The organism is Streptomyces sp. CRN 30, assembly GCF_034105845.1.
The window spans coordinates 16,510-36,537 of record NZ_JAVRHI010000462.1 but is presented as its reverse complement, the minus strand read 5'-3'; the positions used below and the strand labels follow the sequence as shown (position 1 = coordinate 36,537).

At 73.7% G+C, this 20,028-nt stretch carries 11 protein-coding genes; 9 read left to right on the top strand and 2 right to left on the bottom strand.

The features are described from left to right. The 6 genes from UW392_RS52790 to UW392_RS52765 form a co-directional block, all read left to right on the top strand. Nucleotides 1-8,149: non-ribosomal peptide synthetase (locus UW392_RS52790; RefSeq protein WP_320782594.1), on the top strand; the 8,149-nt coding region annotated here is incomplete at its 5' end. A gap of 92 nt (nucleotides 8,150-8,241) precedes the next feature. After that, the gene (locus tag UW392_RS52785; protein WP_320782593.1) at nucleotides 8,242-9,597 is read left to right on the top strand and encodes a cytochrome P450; all 1,356 of its coding nucleotides are present in this window, start codon (nucleotides 8,242-8,244) and stop codon (nucleotides 9,595-9,597) included. A 40-nt stretch (nucleotides 9,598-9,637) separates the two neighbouring features. Continuing rightward, nucleotides 9,638-11,326, top strand: a complete 1,689-nt coding sequence (locus tag UW392_RS52780; protein WP_320782592.1) for an NAD(P)/FAD-dependent oxidoreductase — start codon at nucleotides 9,638-9,640, stop codon at nucleotides 11,324-11,326. A 44-nt stretch (nucleotides 11,327-11,370) separates the two neighbouring features. Beyond that, nucleotides 11,371-13,047: an NAD(P)/FAD-dependent oxidoreductase gene (locus UW392_RS52775; RefSeq protein WP_320782591.1), complete on the top strand. Its 1,677-nt coding sequence runs from the start codon at nucleotides 11,371-11,373 to the stop codon at nucleotides 13,045-13,047. Continuing rightward, nucleotides 13,044-14,099, top strand: coding sequence for an NADP-dependent oxidoreductase (locus tag UW392_RS52770; RefSeq protein WP_320782590.1), 1,056 nt, complete (start codon nucleotides 13,044-13,046; stop codon nucleotides 14,097-14,099). The genes UW392_RS52775 and UW392_RS52770 overlap by 4 nt, the downstream gene beginning before the upstream one ends. 451 nt (nucleotides 14,100-14,550) lie before the next feature. Beyond that, nucleotides 14,551-15,429, top strand: coding sequence for a glutathione S-transferase C-terminal domain-containing protein (locus UW392_RS52765; protein WP_320782589.1), 879 nt, complete (start codon nucleotides 14,551-14,553; stop codon nucleotides 15,427-15,429). Between the two features lie 115 nt (nucleotides 15,430-15,544). On the opposite strand, the gene UW392_RS52760 is transcribed toward UW392_RS52765, so the two are convergent. Together UW392_RS52760 and UW392_RS52755 are read right to left on the bottom strand one after the other, a co-directional pair. Continuing rightward, nucleotides 15,545-16,081, bottom strand: a complete 537-nt coding sequence (locus UW392_RS52760; RefSeq protein WP_320782588.1) for an NUDIX hydrolase family protein — start codon at nucleotides 16,079-16,081, stop codon at nucleotides 15,545-15,547. Between the two features lie 84 nt (nucleotides 16,082-16,165). After that, nucleotides 16,166-17,236 (bottom strand): heme/hemin ABC transporter substrate-binding protein, encoded by a 1,071-nt coding sequence (locus UW392_RS52755; protein WP_320782587.1) that lies wholly within the window; start codon nucleotides 17,234-17,236, stop codon nucleotides 16,166-16,168. A gap of 94 nt (nucleotides 17,237-17,330) precedes the next feature. Between UW392_RS52755 and UW392_RS52750 the strand changes: the two genes are divergently transcribed. The 3 genes from UW392_RS52750 to UW392_RS52740 all read left to right on the top strand — a co-directional run bounded on the left by UW392_RS52750 (nucleotide 17,331) and on the right by UW392_RS52740 (nucleotide 19,974). After that, nucleotides 17,331-18,134 carry an LPXTG cell wall anchor domain-containing protein gene (locus UW392_RS52750; RefSeq protein ID WP_320782586.1) on the top strand — a complete coding sequence of 268 codons (804 nt, stop codon included), beginning with the start codon at nucleotides 17,331-17,333 and terminating at the stop codon, nucleotides 18,132-18,134. 53 nt (nucleotides 18,135-18,187) lie between these two features. After that, a complete protein-coding gene (locus UW392_RS52745; protein WP_320782585.1) occupies nucleotides 18,188-19,192 on the top strand; it encodes an HtaA domain-containing protein in 1,005 nt (334 codons plus the stop codon). Between the two features lie 242 nt (nucleotides 19,193-19,434). After that, nucleotides 19,435-19,974, top strand: a complete 540-nt coding sequence (locus UW392_RS52740) for a hypothetical protein (protein WP_320782584.1) — start codon at nucleotides 19,435-19,437, stop codon at nucleotides 19,972-19,974. Nucleotides 19,975-20,028 lie beyond the last annotated feature (54 nt).

Sequence of the window (20,028 nt, the reverse complement as noted above, 5' to 3'; positions counted from 1 at the left end):
CCGGACCGCACCGCCGACGCGGCCGCACTGGACCGTCCTGCCGCTGACCGCCCGCGACCCCGGCGCCCTGCGCGAGCGGGCGGCGGGCATCCTGCGCGAGCTGACCGGCGCCGCCCCCGGCGAGGCCCCGGTGGAGCTGTCCGACCTCGGCCACACGCTGGCCCACCGCCGCCAGCACCTGGAGTCGAGACTGTCCCTCGTGTACTCCTCGCGTACCTCGCTGGAGGACGGACTGCGGGCGTACGTAGAGGGCGAGGACCATCCCCGGGTGCTCACCGGCCGGCGGCGCGACGCCCCGGAGCGGCGGCTCGTCTGGGTGTTCACCGGCATGGGGCCCCAGTGGTGGGCGATGGGACGGGAACTGTTCCGCGGCGAGCCGGTCTACCGGGAGGCCGTCGAGCGCTGCGACCACGAGATCGCGCGTCTCACCGGCTGGTCCCTGATCGCCGAACTCACCGCGGACGAGACCGCGTCGAGGATGCGGGAGACCTGGCTGGCCCAGCCGGCCAACTTCGCCGTACAGGTCGGGCTCGCGGCGCTGTGGCGCGCCCACGGCGTGCGCCCCGACGCCGTGGTCGGGCACAGTACCGGCGAGGCCGCCGCGTTCCTGGAGGCCGGGGTGTACAGCCTCCGGGACGCGGTCTCGGTCGTGGTGCACCGCAGCCGGCTCCAGCAGCGGCTGGCGGGCACCGGCGGCATGCTCGCGGCGAACCTGTCCGAGGCCGAGGCCGCGCGCCGGGTGCGCCCGTACGGCGACCTGGTCTCGCTGGCGGCCGTCAACAGCCCCGGCACGGTGACCCTCTCCGGCGACCGGGACGCGCTCGAGGCGCTGGCCGCCGAACTCCGCGCCGGTCAGGTCTTCGCCAAGTTCCTCGATGTGGAGGTTCCGTACCACAGCGCCCGGATGGACCCGATCAGGGACGAGCTGCTGGCCTCGCTGGCGCGCCTGAAACCGGGCGCGGCGCGGGTGCCGGTCCACACGACGGCGCGGGAAGGCACCGTGCAGGGCCCGGAACTGGACGCCGGCTACTGGTGGGACAACGTCCGGGGCGGTGTGCGCTTCCGCGCGGCGGTGGACCGGCTGGCCGCCGACGGGCACCGCGTCTTCCTGGAGATCGGCCCGCACCCCGTGCTCGGCCACGCGATCCGCGAGTGCCTCACCGCCCGGGGCGCCGAGGGCCGGACGCTGCCGTCGATCCGACGCCAGGAGGACGAGCAGGAGTGCTTCACGAGGTCACTGGCCGCGCTGCACACCATGGGCGTCGCCGTCGACTGGGACGTGCTCCAGCCCGCGGGCCGGCCCGTGGCGCTGCCGCCCTACCCGTGGAAGCGGGAGCGGTACTGGGCGGAGCCCGCGCCGGTGCGGCAGGTCCGGCTCGGCGAGCGGGACCACCCCCTGCTGGGACGCCGCCTGGCCCGTGCCGAACCCGCGTGGGAGACCGGACTCGACACCGGGACGGCACCGTACCTGGACGACCACCGCATCCAGGGCGAACCCGTGTTCCCCGCGGCCGGGTACGTGGAGATGGCCCTGCAGGCGGTGCGGGCGATGACCGGGGGCAGCGGAGCGGCCCTGGCCGACATCCGGTTCCGCAAGGCCCTCTTCCTGGCCGGCGACCGGGCCACCACCGTCCAGCTGTCCGTCTCCGCCGAGGACGCGGCGTTCACCGTCGCGAGCCTGCCGGGGGACGGCCGCGACCCCTCCCTCCACGCGAGCGGGGTGCTGCGCGCCGGACAGCGCCGGCGGACGGACGGGGCGCTCGACGCCGACGCGATCCGGGCACGTAGCACACGGCGTCTCGACGGCCCCGCCTGCTACACGGCGCTGGCCGCCCTCGGATACCACTACGGGCCCGCCTTCCAGGGCGTCGAGGAGGTGTGGACCGGCCCCGCCGAGGCGCTGGCCCGGGTCCGCCCGACCGGGCCGATCGGTGACGACGCCGCCCGCCACCACATCCACCCGGCCCTGCTCGACGCCTGCTTCCAGGTCCTGCTGACCGCCGGGCTGCCGGACGGCCGGTCCGGCACGCCGGACCCGGGCACCGGCGTGGTGCTGCCGCTGGCCATCGACGAAGTGCGCATCGACCCCGTCGGCGACCGCGCCCTGTGGGTGCACGCGACCGTCTCCCGGTGCGACGGCGGACAACTCGCCGGCGACCTCGCCCTGTACGCCGACGACGGCACCCCGCTCGGCCGGGTCAGCGGTTTCCACGCCGCCGACATCGAGAAGGCGGCGGCCGCGGTCGGCCCGGCGACGATCGACGGCTGGCTGACGGAGGTGACGTGGACGGACCGGCCGGCGCTCGACGGGGACGGGGCCGGAGGAGCGGTGGTGACAGCGGACGAGGCACCGCCCGGAGCCGGGGCCGCGCACGACTGGCTGGTGTTCGCCGACGCGCAGGGCCTCGCCGACGACCTGGCCGCCGCGGTGACGGCCGCCGGCGGCCGCTGCCACCTGGTGCGCCCCGGCGACGGATACCGCGCGGCGGACGGGAACGGGCCGTGGACGGTCGCCCCGGACTCCGCCGAGGACCACGCACGCCTCTTCGCCGGTCTGCGCGCCGCCCGCGGCGGACCGCCCGGCAGCGTCGTGCATCTGTGGAACCTCGACGCGCCGCCGCTCGACACGGCCGACCGGCACGCCTGCGACCGGCACACCGCGACCGGCGTCCGCTCGCTGATCGCGCTGGCCCGGACCCTGCCGCAGGCACAGCCGGAGGCCCGTCTGCACATCGTCACCCGCGGGGCGCAGGCGGTGTCCGACGGGGACGTGGTGGAACCCCTGTCCGCCCCCGCCTGGGGGATCGGCCGGGTGCTGCGCCACCAGGAGCTGACCGCCCACCGGGGCAAGCTGATCGACCTGCCCCCGGCCCGGCCGGACGGCGCCGTGGCCCGCCGCCGCGAGGCCGGGGCGCTGCTGCGCGAGATGGTGACCGACGACGAGGACGAGATCGCCCTGCGCCCCGGTCTGCGCCGCACCAGCCGGCTGGTGCCCGCGGCCGGGCTCACCCGCCCGCTGCCCCTGCGGTTGCGCGCCGACGGCACCTACCTGGTGACCGGTGCGTTCGGCGCCCTGGGCCGGCTGCTGTGCCGCACCCTGGTCCGGCGGGGCGCCCGCCGGCTGGTCCTGATGGGCCGCACCACGCTGCCCGGCCGCTCCCGGTGGCCCGGCCTCGCCCCCGACAGCCCGGCCGGCAGCGCGGTGCGCTTCGTCAAGGAGTTGGAGGCACTCGGCGCGCACCCGGTCGTGGCCTCGCTGGACGTCACCGACGAGGCCGCCCTGACGGCGTGGCTGGCCGGCCACCGGGCGGCCGGGGCACCGGCGGTCCGCGGTGTGTTCCACCTCGCCGGGCAGGTCCGGGACACCCTGGTGCCGGAGCTGGACCGGGCGGTCTTCGACACCGTGTACGACCCGAAGGCGGTGGGCGGCCGGCTGCTGCACCGCCTCCTGCTGGACGAACCGCTCGACCACTTCGTGCTGTTCGCCTCGGTGGCCTCGCTGCTGACCACCGCGGGGCAGGCCAACTACGCGGCGGGCAACGCCTTCCTCGACGCGCTCGCGCACCACCGCCGCGCCCTCGGCCTCCCGGCGCTGAGCATCGACTGGGGCCCCTGGGCCACCGGCATGATCGAGGAGCTCGGCCTGGTCGAGCACTACCGGGCGAACCGGGGCATGAGCTCGCTCTCCCCGGAGGCCGGCATGGCCGTGCTCGAACGGGTCATCGGCCAGGACCGGGCCCAGCTGGTGGTCGCCACGGTCGAGGACTGGCGGGTCTTCCTCGCCTGGTACCCGTCCCCGCCCCCGCTGGTCGCCGAGCTGGCCGCCGCGGCGGCCCCGGGCGCGGGCCCGGAGGGCGGGAGCTTCGCCGACGCCTACCGGGAGGCCGGCGAGGAGGAGCGCCTGCTGCTGCTCACCGAGCGGTTCACCGCCCTGGTGGCGGAGGTGCTGCGGGTACGGGCCCCGGGCGTCGACCCGGCGCACACCCTGAGCACCATGGGCCTGGACTCGCTGCTCGCGATGGAGCTGCGCTCGCGCATCCACGCCGGTCTGGGCGTCGCGCTGCCGGTGGTCGCGCTGCTGGGCAACGCGTCCGTCGCCGAACTGGTGGAGCAGGTGCGCGCCGGTCTGGACCGCTTGCTGGCCGCGGATCCGGACGACATCCCCCGCAGCGCCGTCGAGGTGCACGACGACGACCGGCAGTACCCGCTGACCCAGAACCAGCAGGCGCTGTGGTTCCTCAAGCAGCTCGACCCGGACGGGTTCGCCTACAACATCGGCGGCGCGGTCGAGGTGCGCGTCGAGCTCGACCCGGAGCTGGTGCGCGCCGCCTTCACCACCGTGGTCGAACGTCATCCCAGCCTCCGCGCCAACGTCGTCATGGACGACGGACGGCCGGTGCAGCGCATCTCCTCCGACCGCGCACCGGACTTCGCGGTGTTCGACGTACGGGACCAGGAGTGGGAGGACGTCCGGCGGATGATCATCCGCGAGTACCGCAGGCCGTACGACCTGGCCCGTGACCCCCTGGTCCGCCTCCGTCTCTTCCGGCGCGGCGAGGGTCGCTGGGTGCTCATGAAGGCCGTCCACCACGTCGTCTCCGACGCCGTGTCCACCTTCGTCTTCATCGAGGAGCTGCTCACGGTCTACGAGGGGCTGCGGCACGGCCGCCCCGTCGTGCTGCCCCCGCCGGCCGCCCGCTACCTCGACTTCCTCAACCGGCAGAACCGCTTCCTGGCCGACCCCGACGCGCGCCGCATGCTCGCCTACTGGCGGGACCACCTCCCGGCCGAGGTCCCCGTCCTCGCCCTGCCCACCGACCGGCCGCGTCCCGCCGTGCAGAGCCACCACGGCGCGTCCGAGTTCTTCACGCTGGACGAGGCGCTCAGCGCCCGGGTGCACGCCCTGGCCCGCGAGCACCAGGTGACCGTCTTCACGGTGCTGCTGAGCGCCTACTACCTCCTGCTGCACCGCTACAGCGGGCAGGACGACATCGTCGTCGGCAGCCCCGTCACCGGGCGCACCCACGAGGAGTTCTCCGCGGTCTACGGGTACTTCGTCAACCCGCTGCCGCTGTACGTGAGCCTCGCGGGCGAGCCGTCGGCCGCGGAACTGCTGGCGCGGGTGCGCGACACGGTGCTGGGCGGGCTGGACCACCAGGAGTACCCCTTCGTCCTGCTGGTGCAGGAGCTGGGCCTGCCGCACGACCCGAGCCGGTCGGCGGTGTTCCAGGCGATGTTCATCCTGCTCACCCACGCGGTCGCCACCGAGCAGTACGGGTACCGCCTGGACTACATCGAACTACCGGAGGAGGAGGGGCAGTTCGACCTGACCCTGTCGGTCTACGAGGACGAGGCCGAGCACCGCTTCCACTGCGTGTTCAAGTACAACACCGACCTCTTCGACCCGGCCACCGTGCGGCGGCTGGCCTCGCACTACGTCAACCTGCTCGACGCGCTCACGCAGGCGCCGCCGGACCGTCCGGCCACCCGGCTGCCCCTGCTCGGCGCCCGGGAGCGCGAGCGCATCCTCACCGAGTGGAGCGGCGCCGGATGCCGCGTCCCCCTCGACGCCCCGGTGCACGAGCTGTTCGTCCGGGCCGCCGCCACGCACCCGGACGCCGTCGCCGTGTCGGCCCCGTCGGACGCGGGCACCGTACGGCGCCTGACCTACGCCGAGGTCGAGCGCCTGTCCCGGGAGGCGGCGCACCGGCTGCGCGAACGGGGCGTGCGCGAGGGCACCGTGGTGGCGCTGTGCCTGGAGAAGTCGCCCGAACTGGTCGTCGCCGTGCTGGCGGTGCTCCGGGCGGGCGGCGCCTACCTGCCGCTGGACCCCGGCCACCCGGACGACCGCCTGGCCGACCTGGCCGGGAGCGCCGGCGCCGCACTGGTCCTCGTCGCGGACGAGGACGGACGCGCGCGCCTCGCCCCGGCCGCCGCCGACGTGGTGACACTGGAGGAGCTGGCACACCGGCCGGCTCCCTCCGGCGCACCCGCCGAAGCGCCCGCGCCCGTCGCCGCCGAGCCCGCGTGGGACGCGCCCGCCTACGTGATCCACACGTCGGGCTCCACCGGCCGCCCCAAGGCCGTCCGGGTCAGCCACCGCAACCTCGCCTCGGTGTACGCCGGCTGGCGCGCTGCCTACCGCCTCGAGGACGACGTACGCGTCCACCTCCAGCTGGCCAACCCCTCCTTCGACGTCTTCACCGGCGACCTGGTCCGCGCGCTGTGCTCCGGCGGCACGCTGGTGCTGGCCGGGCGCGAGCTGCTGTTCCACACGGACCGGCTGTACGCGACGATGCGGTCGGAGCGGGTGGACTGCGCCGAGTTCGTGCCCGCGGTGGTCCGCCCTCTGATGGCGCACTGCGAGCGCACCGGGGACCGGCTGGACTTCATGCGCCTGCTGATCGTCGGCTCCGACAGCTGGACGGCCGGGGAGTACGAACGCCTGCGCGGCCTGTGCGGTCCGAGCACCCGCCTGGTCAACTCCTACGGCGTCACCGAGGCGACCATCGACAGCACCTGCTTCGAAGGGCCGGCCGACACACTGGAGCCGAGCCGGATGGTGCCGATCGGGCGGCCCTTCCCCAACTGCGACCTCTACATCCTGGACCGGTACGGCGAGCCGGTGCCGCCGGGTGTGCCGGGCGAACTGTGGATCGGCGGCGGGGGAGTGGCGCTCGGTTACGCGGACCGGCCGGAGGAGACCGCGTACCGCTTCACCGCCCCCGTGCCGCGGCAGGCTTCCGGCGCGGCGCCCGCACGGGCGTACCGCACCGGCGACCTCGCGCGCTGGGACTCCGGCGGCGGCGTGCACCTGATCGGCCGCGTCGACTCCCAGCTCAAGGTGCGCGGCCACCGCGTCGAACCGGGGGAGATCGAGGCGCAGCTCGCCCTCCGCCCGGAGCTGGACCGGTCGGTGGTGACGGTGTGCCCGGACGGGCGGGGCGAGGCCGTCCTGTGCGCCTACTGCGTCCCCGTGGCGGGCGCCGCGCTGGACCGGCGCGAGCTGCGCCGGCACCTCGCCGGGCTGCTGCCTACCTTCATGATCCCGTCGTACCTGGTCGCACTGGACGAGCTGCCGCTGTCCCCGAACGGCAAGGTCGACCTCGCGCGGCTGCCGGCCCCCCGGTGCGGCGACGACGGCGGCGACGGCGAGAGCGAGGACCCGCCGGTGACGGAGCACGAGGTGCGGGTGGCCGCGCAGTGGCGGGCCGTGCTCGGGCTGGAGCGGGTGGGCCTGCGGGACGACTTCTTCGGCGTCGGCGGCAGCTCGATCAGACTGATCGAGCTCGTCCACCGGCTCGAGGCGGAGTTCGGTGTCCCGGTCCCGGTCAGCCACCTCTTCAAGATCACCACCTTGCAGGGCATGGCCGCCACCATGGAGCGCATCGTCACCGGCCGGCTCACCGGCGCGCAGCCCTGTCTGCGGTTCAACGAGGGCGCCGCCGGGCCGCGGTTGTTCTGCCTCCCGCCGGCCGGCGGCCACGGCCTGGTCTACCGCGGGTTCGCCGCGGCGCTGCCGGAGTACCGGATCGAGGCGTTCAACCACCGGCCGGGCGACGACCGGCTGGAGCGCTACGCCGATCTCGTCGAGTCGCTCCAGGACGACGGCCCCGTCACCCTCCTCGGCTACTCGCTCGGCGGCAACCTCGCCTTCGAGGTGGCCAAGGAGCTGGAGCGGCGCGGACGCGAGGTGGCGCACGTGGTCATCCTCGACTCGTACCGCATCTCCGGCACCTTCGAGCCCACCGACGGGCACCTCGAAGCCTTCGAGCGGGAGCTCGGCGACCACCTGCGCCGGCACACCGGGTCGCGGACCGTGACCGAGGAGACGCTGGAGCAGGCGCGGGAGTACATCGCCTTCTGCGCCCGCACCCCGAACCTCGGCGCGGTCGCGGCCCGCATCAGCGTCATCTCCGACGAACGGAAGACGGAGCTGTACGCCGAGGGCCTGGACGGCGCCTGGCACGGCAGCTCCACCACGGGCACCACGGTCCGGAAGGGGTCCGGTGCGCACGCCGACATGCTCTTCCCGCCGCACCTGGAACGCAACGCGGAGCTGGTGCGCGGCGCTTTGAACGGCACCGGTCCGAACGGCACCGCTTCGAACGGCACCGCTTCGAACGGCACCGGGACGACCGCCCCGTGACGTCCCCGGCGCACCCGGCCGGACACCTCCCCGATCACCTGCCGCGACCGCCCTTCCCGACCACTCGCCCGACCCGAAAGGCCGGTACCCCCATGGAGTCACCGCCCGAGCCGCTCACCTATCCCTTCCGGCCCGGCCCCGGACCGCTGCCCAACCCGGTCTTCGCGGAGCTGCGTGAACGGCCGCTGGTCCGGGTCCGGATGGCCTACGGCGAGGAGGCCTGGCTGGCCACCCGGTACGCCGACGTGAAGACGGTGATGTCGGACCCGCGCTTCAGCGTCGCCGAGGCCGTGGGCCGTGACCATCCGCGGACGCATCCCCTGGCCGGTGCGGTCAGCGGGATGTTCTCCCTGGACCCGCCCGAGCACACGCGGGTGCGCGGCCTGGTGTCCAAGGAGCTCAGCGCACGCCGCATCGCGGGCCTGCGCGACCGGGCGAACCAGCTCGCCGAGGGGCTGCTCGACCGGATGGTGGAGGAGGGCGGGCCCGTCGACCTGGTGGACCGGTTCGCCATCCCCTTCCCGACGGCGATGCTGTGCAACCTGCTCGGCGTACCCGACGAGGACCACCGCCGCTTCTGGGACTGGGCGGTGGGCAAACTCTCCGGCACCGCGACGGACGACGAACTCAGGACGGAGAGCGAGGAGTTCGTCTCCTACGTTGTGGCACTCTTCGAGGCCCGCCGCAGGGAACCGCGCGACGACCTCTTCAGCTGTGTCCTGCGCGCCCGGGAGGCGGACAGCCGAGTCACGGAGAAGGAGATGCTCGCGCTGGCCGGGGACCTCCTCATGGCGGGGTTCCTGACCGTCAGCCACCAGATCGCCATCTGCTTCCACCAGCTGCTGCTGCGCCCCGGGGAACTGCGGCGGCTGCGCGACCGGCCGGCACTGATCCCCGCGGCCGTCGAGGAGCTGCTGCGTTACGTGCAGCTCATCAACTTCCTCCCGCCCCGCTACGCCACCGAGGACATCGAGCTGGGCGAGGTGCTCGTCCGGGCCGGCGACCCGGTTCTGGTCGCCACGGCGGCCGCCAACCGGGACCCGGCCGTCTTCCCCGACGGCGAGGAACTGCGCCTGGACCGGTCCGGCCCTCCGCACCTCGGGTTCGGTCAGGGCACGCACTACTGCCTCGGGGCCCACCTGGCCCGTATGGAGCTGCAGGTGTCCCTGGAGACGGTGCTGCGCCGCCTGCCGGGGCTGCGGCTCGCCGTCCCCGAGGACGAACTGCGCTGGATGACGGGGGGCATGGTGCTCGGCCTCCGCACACTGCCCGTCACCTTCGACGCGGACCAGGGCACGTCCGACGTGGACCGATGCACGTCCGACGCGGACCGAGGCACACCCGGCGCCCGGTCCGTCCCGGACGCCCCTCCCGGCCCGGTGCCCGGCGAACAGCCCGGACCGGGCCCCTCGTGCCCCCGCTCCAGCACGTACCCGGCGCACCCGTAGACCGGGCCGCGCACCCCACCGCGTACGAAAGGCGCAGCGGATGACACCCGCCACCGAGCCGGACTGGTACAGCCGCGAACGGGCGCCCGGCGGCAAGCCCCGGGTCCTCGTCATCGGCGCGGGCGTCGGCGGTCTGTCGACCGGCTGCTACGCGCAGATGAGCGGGGCACGGACCCGCATCCTCGAGAAGCACGTGCTGCCCGGCGGGTGCTGTACCGCCTGGGCCCGGGACGGCTACCTCTTCGACTACTGCATCGAGTGGCTCATCGGCACCGGCACGGACAACGACGCCGCACGGATCTGGCGCGAACTCGGGGCCCTCGACGGCAAGACCGTCACCAACTTCGAGTCGTTCAACACGGTGGTCGGTGCGGACGGCCGCTCGGTGACCTTCTACAACGACCCCGACCGGCTGGAGCGGCACCTGCTGGACCTCTCGCCCGCCGACGCCCGGCCGATCCGCTCCTTCTGCCGCGACCTGCGGCGGTTCCTCGACATCAACCTGTACCCGTTCCTCACCCCGCCGCCGCTGCGGACGGCACGCGAGCGGCTCGGCCTGCTCCGCACCGTCCTGCCCGCCTTCCCGCTGTTCTGGCGCACGGCGGCCACCAGCATGGAGACGTTCTGCGGAAGGCTCCAGGACCCGCTGCTGCGCCGCGCCTTCCCCTTCATCTTCTTCCAGGACCACGAGGTCTTCCCGCTGCTGCCGTACCTGTTCAACATGGCCGGCGCCTACCACGGCAACGCCGGTTTCCCACAGGGCGGTTCACTCGGCCTGTCGCGCTCCGTCGAGGAGCGGTACACCTCGCTGGGCGGACGGATCGACTACCGCACCCGCGTGGAGCGCATCCTCGTCGAGCGGGACCGCGCGATCGGCGTCGAGCTCAGGGACGGCACCCGCAGGTACGCCGACCACATCGTCTCGGCCTGCGACGGCCACACCACGATCTACGGCCTGCTGGGCGGGCGTTACACCGGCCCGACCGTCGACCGGCTCTACACCGAGATGCTGCACGAGCCGGAGCTCGTCTACCCGGGCGTGGTCTCCGCGTTCGTGGGCCTGGCCGGTGACGTGGACGCCGCCGTACCGCACAGCACCACCTATCTGCTGCCGCCGCGGGACAGCGCCGCCCTGCCGGCCGTGCGACAGGACAGCCTGGTGGTGCAGGTGCGCTCGCGCTACTGCGAGTCCTTCGCGCCGCCCGGCAGATCGGTCCTGCACTGCACCTACTTCAGCGACTTCGCGTACTGGCAGACCCTGCGCCATACCGACCGCCGGGCGTACCGGGCGCGGAAACTGCAGGTCGCCGAGTTCGTCCGGATGTTCCTGGAGCGGCACCACCCGGGCATCGGCGAGCGCATCGAGGTGATCGACGTGGCCTCACCGGCCACCATGCAGCGGTACACGGGCAACCACCGGGGCTCCATCCTCGGCTGGAAGTCCTTCACCCCCGCGGAGGACCTGGCGAAGAAGCTGGTCAACCGGGACCGCATGCGGCTGCCGGGCCTCAGCGGCTTCTCCATGACCGGCCAGTGGGTCGGCGGCGGGGGCCTCATCCGGACGGCGTCGGCGGGCCGTTTCGCCGCCCAGTTCCTGTGCGAGGAGATGGGGCTCACGTTCCGGGCCGAGCCGAGCCCCGGCGCCGGCCCCTGGCACCGCGGCAAGCTGGGCCGGCTGCCGCAGCTGGAGGCCCGGCCCACGCACCGCCCGGCCCGCGGGCAGACATGAGGAGGGCGCGGGCCACGGCCCGGGGACGGCGGGACCGGAACTCCATGATCGTCATCGGTGGCGGTCTCGGTGGGCTGTCGACCGGCTGCTACGCGCGGATGAACGGGTACCGGACGCACCTCTTCGAGATGCACGAGATCCCCGGCGGCTGCTGCACCGGCTGGGACCGGGGTGACTTCACGTTCGACTGCTGCATCAGCTGGCTGCTCGGCTGCGGCCCCGGCAACGAGATGCACCAGATCTGGCTGGAACTCGGCGCGCTGCAGGGGAAGGAGATGCGGCATTTCGACGTCTTCAACGTGGTGCGCGGCCGCGACGGCCGGGCGGTGTACTTCTACTCCGACCCGGACCTGCTGGAGCGGCACCTGCTGGACCTCTCGCCCGCCGACGCGCGACCGATCCGCGACTTCTGCGCCGGGCTGCGCCGGTTCCGCAGGTGTCTGGCCGTCTACCCCTTCCTCAAGCCGATGGGCCTGATGGGACGCTTCGAACGCTGGCGGGTGCTGGCCTCCTTCCTGCCCTACGCGAACGTCATCCGCCGGTCGATGGCGGTGCTGATGACGGAGTACTCGGCGCGCTTCACGGACCCGCTGCTGCGCGAGGCGTTCAACCACATCCTGTACGAGAAGCACCCCAACTTCCCCGTCCTGCCGTTCTGGTTCCAGCTCGCCTCGCACGCGAACCTGTCCGCCGGTGTGCCCGAGGGCGGTTCGCTCGAGCTGGCGCGGTCGATCGAACGGCGCTACCGGCGGCTCGGGGGCGAGGTCACCTACAACGCCAAGGTCGAGGAAGTGCTGGTCGAGGACGACCGCGCGGCCGGGGTGCGGCTCACCGACGGGCGGGAGTTCCGCTCCGACATCGTGGTCTCGGCCTGCGACGGCCCGACGACGGTGCTCGAACTCCTGGGCGGCCGCTACCTCGACGAGGAGTACCGCAGGCTCTGGACGCGCACCATCGAGGAACCGGGCATGGTCTTCCCCGGCTACGTCATGCTCTTCCTCGGCCTCGGCCGGCCCTTCCCACGGGGGGAACCGTGCACCACCCACCTGCTGGACGAGGAGACGGCGGCGCGGCTCACGGGCATCCGCCACCCCAGCATCAACGTGCAGTTCCGCAGCACGCACTTCCCGGAGCTGTCCCCCGAGGCCACCACCGTCGTGTACGCCACCTACTTCGCCGACATCGCCCCCTGGCGCGCGCTGAACGCCGGCCGGCCCGAACAGCAGGCCCGCCGGTACCGGGGGGAGACCGTGCACACCCGCCCGCTGCGGCACGAGCGCGCGTACTACGCGGCCAAGCACCGGGTGCGGGACACCCTGGTGACCTTCCTGGACGAGCGGTTCCCCGGGCTGAGGGACGCGATCGTGGTGCGCGACCTGGCGACCCCGCTCACCCAGGTCCGCTACACGGGCAACCACGACGGGACGGTCCTCGGCTGGCAGCCCTTCGTGGAGAGCGGCGAGGTCATGGAGGAGCAGGTCAAGAAGCACGGTCCGGCCCTCCCCGGGCTGCGCGACTTCTACCTCTCCGGCATGTGGGCCACCACCGGCGGGCTCATCCGGGCGGCTGCCGCGGGGCGCCAGGTCGTGCAGTTCGTCTGCCGCGACGACGGCCGGGAGTTCACCGCCCACGTCGACGACAGCGCGCCGCCGCCGACACACACCGTCATCCGGGTCCGAGGACATCGCACGGACAGCGAACAGGGAGAGGAACGCACATGAGGATCGACACCTGGGTGGTGCGCGAGCACGCCGACGGGGTTCCCGACGTCAGCCGGGTCTACGAGAAGGTCACCGAGGAGGTCCAGGTCCGCCTGAAGGGCGACGAGATGCTGCTCAGGACGCGGTACGTCTCGGTCGATCCCTTCCTGAACGGGCTCACCCGCGTGACCCCCCTGGGCGGGCACGCCCCCGGGATGTCGGTCATGGAGGTGCTCGAGTCCGGGCCGGACGCCGCCTTCCTCCCCGGTGACCTCGTGGAGGGCTTCGGCGGCTGGCGCAGTCACGTCATCAGCGACGGCAGGCCCTACGTATGGCACACGGGCTTCTTCGACTTCGACGTCTCCCCCTTCCGCAAGCTGGATCCGGCCCACTACGACCGGGCGCTGCCCCTCACGACGGCCCTGGGCGTCCTGGGCGTTCCCGGGCTGACCGCCTGGGGGACGATGAACAGCTTCTTCACGGTGGAGCCCGGCGACACGGTCGTGATCAGCGGTGCGACGGGCGCCATCGGCTCCCTGGTCGGCCAGCTGGCCAAGCGCGCCGGGGCCCGTACGGTCGGCACCACCGGCACCCCGGAGAAGACCGCGTACCTCACCGAGCTGGGCTTCGACGAGGTGCTCGTGCACCGGCAGGGCGACAGTGCCGACACGCTGCTCCCGGCCCTGCGGGCGGCCGCGCCGGACGGCGTCGACAAGTACTTCGACAACATGGGCGGCGGCATCACCGACGCGGTCTTCACCCTGCTCAACCGGTACAGCCAGGTGGCGGTGTCGTGGCAGTGGAACTCCACGGTCGGGGGCGACCACTACGGCCCGCGCCTGCTGGAGCACATCATGCGCCCGCGCGCCACGATCCGCGGCATCTACGCCCAGGACTGGTACACCGACGAGGACTTCACCGCCCTCCACGACCAGCTCGGCGGCATGGTCCGGCGCGGCGAGATCCGGTACGACGAGACGGTCGTCCACGGCTTCGACAACATCCCGCGGGCGTACGAGGGCCTGTACCGGAACAGGGCGGCCAACCGGGGGAAACTCGTCGTCGCGGTGTGACCCCGCGCAGCCCGCGCGCGGAACGGCGTACCGGTATGTGAGACACCGCGGTCGCCAGCGGAGGAGCGCCCTTGACGCCGGCGGGAGCGGGGACCGACACTCCAGGACGGGAACCCTAGTGAAACGGTAGGGAAAGCATGCGGAGTCCGGGGGTGGGCGTCGGCGACGCGGTCCGCGCAGGCCGGCCGCGGCTCCTGCTGACCTCCCGGCGCCACATCGACCTCCTGCGCGTCTGCAGCGCGGCGCCATTCCCACGCGGCGGCCGCCTCGCCACGGCGGGTGACTGAGACCGGGCCCCCGCCCGCTCGTTCCCGACCGGGACATCTCACTCCCTGGACCACCGTCCGTCCTCTCCGGCGCCCGGGGCGCCTGTTCTCGCCGTCGTCATGGCCCCCGCCGCCGTCGCAGCTGTCGTCCCCGTGCCCGTACCCGAGTCCTCCCAGGGAGACGTATGTACGCCATATCCCCGACCGCCCTGCCCGCCGTGCCGTCCTTCCGCAGCAGGATCGGGGGCGACGCGCGCAGCGGCTACTACGCCGTGCCACACCGGTACCGGCTGTACCTCTCGCCGTCCTGTCCGGACTGTCTGGAGATCGCGGTCACGCACGGTCTGCTGGGCCTCGCGGACACCCTCCCGGTGACCTGGCTGCCCGCCGAACCGGACGCACCCGACGGGGGACACCTGGCGCTGCGCCCGCTGTACGAGGCCAGCTGGCACCAGCACACCGGGCCCACCGTGGCGCCCGTGCTCAGCGACGGCTGGACCGGACGGATCGTCAGCACGCACGCCCCCGACATCCTGCGGGACCTGGCCCGGCGGTTCGGCGGACGGAGCCACGACCTGCACCCGTACGGTGCCGACGAGGAGGTGCGGGCCGTCGGCCGGCGCTGCGAGGACGTCCTCGCGGCCGCGCGGCAGGCGGGGGAGCCCGGCACCGGCCCGGTCGAGCGCGGGGCCGCCCTGGACGGACTGCTGGACGCCCTCGGCGAGCTGGAGGACCGGCTCGCCGGGCGGGAGTTCGTGCTCGGGGACCGGCCGACCACCGCCGACGTGCGGCTCTGGGTGACCCTCGTGCGGCTGGACGTCGTGCACGCCGGGCTGCTGGACGCGGCCGCGGTGCGCCGCGTCGCCGGTCATCCGCGCCTGTGGGCGTACGCGCGCCGACTGGCGGAGTTGCCCGCGTTCGGCACGCACCTGGACGTGGACGCGCTGGCGCGCGGGTACGGCGTTCGCTACCGGGGAGCGGGGGAGGCCGCCGGAGCGGCGGCCGGGCACCTCGTGGACTGGGTGGTGTACGCGCCCGCGCGGACACCCGAGCCGGTGCGCTGAGCCCGACCGCACGGCCGGCCAGGAGGGGAGGAAGCCCGGACGGGCGCGGGCGCCGAGGGGACGCACGCGCCCGTCCGGGGCGGGACAACAGGTGGGCGGAGACCGGAAAGTCAGGTCAGGACAGGCAGCCGACGTGGGCCAGCGCCTGCTTCAGGACGACGCCCTGACCACCCGGCATCTCGTTCTGGACCATGGCGGAGGCGGCCTCCTGCGGACTGAACCAGACCAGGTCCAGGGCGTCCTGCCGGGGCCGGCAGTCACCGGTGACCGGGACGATGTAGGCGAGGGCCACCGCGTGCTGGCGCGGGTCGTGGAACGGGGTGATGCCCAGGGTCGGGAAGTACTCCGCGACCGTGAACGGCTGGAGTGAGGGCGGGACGTGCGGCAGTGCCACCGGGCCGAGGTCCTTCTCCAGGTGGCGCAACAGGGCGTCGCGGACCCGCTCGTGGTGGAGCACCCGGCCGGATACCAGCGTGCGGCTGACCGTTCCGTCCGGGCCGATGCGCAGCAGCAGGCCGACGCTGGTGACTTCGCCGCTGTCGTCGACGCGCACCGGGACGGCCTCGACGTACAGGATCGGCATGTGGGCGCGCGCCATCTCGAGGTCGTCCGGACTCAACCAGCCGGGCGTGGTTTCGGTCATGTCAGACATTGAATGATCGTACTTTCCGCGCGCCCGGTTTTCCTGCACATCGGTCCAGGTCACCTGTGCCGCTCCGGGGCGCCGTCACGGCCGTCACGTCGCGTGGATGCGGTCCACCAGGATGTCGATGACCAGCGGGGTGCGCGGGCCGAAGCCGAGGAGCACCCCGTCCTCCAGGTCCACCACGCGGCGGTCCAGGCCGGCCGGGGTCTGGGCGATGCCGGGGACCTCGAGGAGCCCGTCCACACCGTTCACGGACTCGAGTCCCTTGGTCATCATCAGGATGACGTCCGGCTCCGCCTTGACCAACGCCTCGCTGGTGATGGGGGTGAAGGGCTTGTCCAGGCCCGACTCCTTGCCCGCGTCCACCGCGCCCGCGGCCTCGACGAGGGAGTCCGCGCCGGAGCCCGCGCCACCGATCAGGTAGACGGCCGCGCTGCCCCGCAGGTAGAGGAAGGCGACCTTGGGCCGGCTGCCCTCGGGCACGCCCGCCCGGGCCGCGGCGAGTTCGTCGCTGATGCGCTCGTCGAGGGCCTCGCCGGCCGCGGGGACGCCGAGCGCCTCGGCGATACGGGTCGTACGGGTGGACACGTCGGCCAGTTCCGTCGCCGGGTCCAGGACGACCACCGGGACGCCGGCGTCGCGGATCTGGTCGATGGCCTCGTCGGGGCCGGTGTCGGTGTCGGCGAGGACCACCGTGGGCTCCAGCGAGAGCACGCTCTCCGCGCTCACGTCGTGGGCCTTCGTCACCAGCGGGAGCTTCTTGGCCTCCTCGAACGTGGCCGTGACGTCGCGGCCGACCACGCGGTCGCCGAGCCCGAGCGTGAACACGATCTCCGCGACCCCGCCGTTGAGCGGCAGGATGCGCGAGGCGTCCTCGACGGTGACCTTCCGGCCGTCGGAGGAGTCGACCGTGACGGGCAGTTCCGGAGTGGGCGCCGCGCCCTCCAGCGGGACGATCGTGTTCCGGTCGAGCTGCTCGCGCGCCGCGGCGGCACGGGCGCTCGCGTCGGCCGGCGCGGACCCCGTCGCGGAGCCGCCGCCCGTTCCGTTCCCGGTGGCGTCGCCGCCCCCGCAACCGGTGAGGAGCACGGCCAGACCGAGGAGCAGAGCGGCAACGCCCTTGCGGACGTGGGGTGGTCGGGTTCTTCCTGGGCTGCGCATCGCTCCGGGGGCTCCCTCTCGCGGTCCGATCATGACACGGGATACTTTAGGTTAGCCTTACCTCAGTTTCCTACCGTGGGGGTGCTGAACTCCGATGCACAGAAGTGGCGTACGGGCACGACGGACCGGCCCGGCGGCGTTCGCCCTCGCGAGCGCCCTGGTCCTGACGGCGTCGCCCGGAGCGACGGCCGCCGGAGCCTCGGCAACCGGCCCGGAGGGCCAGAAACTCACCGTGTCGAAGACGTCCGGCCTGGCCGAGGCGGGCGAGACGGTGACCGTGACGGGCTCCGGCTACAACACCGAGAAGGGCATCTACGTCGCGTTCTGCGTGGACAACGGGGCGGGCAGGACCCCGACCCCGTGCGTCGGCGGGGTGGACATGTCCGGTGAGTCCGGGGCGTCGGTGTGGGTCTCCTCCGACCCGCCGTCGTACGGGGAGGGGCTGGCCGAGCCCTATGAGGGGAGCGGGAAGAACGGTTCCTTCTCGGTCCAGGTGAAGGTGCGTGCCAAGGACGCCAACACCGACTGCACCAAGTCCGGCGTCACCTGCGCGGTGATCACCCGCAACGACCACACGCGCGGCGGCGACCAGAGCCAGACCGTGCGCGTCCCGGTGACCTTCGGCGACGACTCCGGGGCCGGCTCCGACGCCGGTCCGGAGGCCGGCACCACCGGGCCGTCGGCGACCGCGAGCGCGAGCGCCGGGTCGGTCGTGGCCGACGGCACGGACACTACCGACGACGACGGCCCGAGCGGCCCGCTCGCCAGCACCGGAGCCGGGACGGCGCTCCCCGTCGGCCTCGCCGCCGCGGGACTGGTCGTGGTCGGCGGTGCGGGCTGGCTGTGGGCGCGGCGGCGCCGCGAGGCGCCCGCCGCGGGCAGCACGGAAGCGAAGTGACAGCAGGTCACGCGCCGGTCGAACCGATCGCGCATCCTACGGCAGGGGGCCACATGAGGAAGAGACCGGTCGCCGCACTCGCGGGAGGAGTGCTCGTCACGCTCCTGTGCCAGGTGCCGGCGCAGGCGGCGGACGGGGCACGGGCCCCGCACGAGGTGTCGGGAGGTTATGCGAGCTGGTCGGCCGTGGGCGGCGACGCCGTCGACGTGACGGTGCGCGCCGAGCGACCCGCCGTCGATGCGCCGGGCGGCCGCGGCTGGCTGCCGGTGACCGGCGGCAGCGCGACCCCCGCGGCCGGGGACGTGGACGTCGAACTGGCGGGCGCCCTCCGGCTGTCCGCGCCGGGCGCCGAAGGGGGCGACCTCGTCCTGGACGAGCTGCGGCTGCGCCTGGACGGCGGCTCCGGGACGCTGTACGCGCGGGCGGAGCTGGCGGACCGTACGCGGCGGATCGCCCTCGCCGACGTGGCGCCGGGCGCCTCCGCGCCGGTCCTGCGGAGCGCCGGGGCGACCTGGGCGGGCCTGCGCGCCGCCCTGACCGCGGAGGGCGCCGAGCTGTTCGGCTCCTGGACCGGGCAGGAGTACGACGAAGGCGGCGCACTCGCCCCGCTGGACGTGACCGTGGGCATCCCGGCGGCGGAGGGCGGGAGGCCGCCGTCCGCGTCACCGAGCGCTCCGGAGCCGGAGCCGGCAGAGGAACGGGGCACGGAACCGGAGCAGGCTTCCGGAGCGGTCCCGTCCGGGCCGCCGCTCCCGAGCCCGCCGGGCGATGCGGCCGAGGCGGAGGACGAGTCCGCCCCCTCCGCCTCCGTGGCCCACCCGTCCGTCACCCTCGGCGGCGAACAACTGGTCAACGGGGCCGGGTTCGCGCCGGGCGAGGTGGTGCTCGTCGCGATCGACGGCGACACCCGGTTCGACGCGGTGGCCGACGCGTCCGGACGGGTCTCGCAGGCGTTCCCGGTGTACGCCACGGCCGTCGAGGGCGGCCACGCGGTGAAGCTGGACGCCGTGTCCGGCGGCCGGTCGGCGACCGTGGAGTTCACCGTACGGCGCGGCTGATCCGCGCCGTGCCGTTACCGCGCGACGGGAGTCGCACACCAGGAGCGGGCCGTTCGCCGGCCCGCTCCCAGGCGTGCCCGCGGGCGGCCGCGTCCCGACTCGTTCTCCCGAGTCACCGGCCATGCAGCGGACTTTGCGGGACGTTGACAATTCACCGAGGGGCGTATTTAGGTATGCCTTACCTAACTCGGGTGGGCCTCACCGGGCCCGTCACCGAACCTCAGAAAGGTGTTCCGCGCATCATGAGCGTTCTGCCCTCCGCCCGTACCACCGTCCGGGCCGGCCTCGCCGTCGCCGCCTCCGCCGCCCTCACCCTGGGCCTCGCCTCGTCGGCCTCCGCCGCGACCTCCACCCGCACGGTCACCGACGCGGGCGTCACCTACAACCTGTCGCTGACCGCGCCCGACGCGGCCGCCGCGGCCGGTCAGGTCATCACCGTCTCCGGCAGCGGCTACAACACGAGCCAGGGCGTCTACGTCGGCCTGTGCGCGGTCGACGGGGCGCAGGGCGCCGCCAAGCCCACTCCCTGCCTGGGCGGCCAGGACGAGTCCGGTTCGACCGGCGCCTCGCACTGGATCAACAACACCTTCGGCGGCACCTTCGCCAACACCTCGAAGTTCGGCTCGGGCGGCACCTTCAGCGTGCAGGTCTTCGTCAAGGCGACCCTCGACGACGGTTCGGTCTGCGGCGAGGACGTCGAGTGCGCCGTCGTCACCCGCGCCGATCACCTGGACACCAACGACCGCAAGTACGACGTCCACGCCCCGATCACCTTCCAGTAACCACCCGTCAGGCCGGGCCCCGCGTGCGGGGGCCCGGCCCTCGGCGTACCGGGC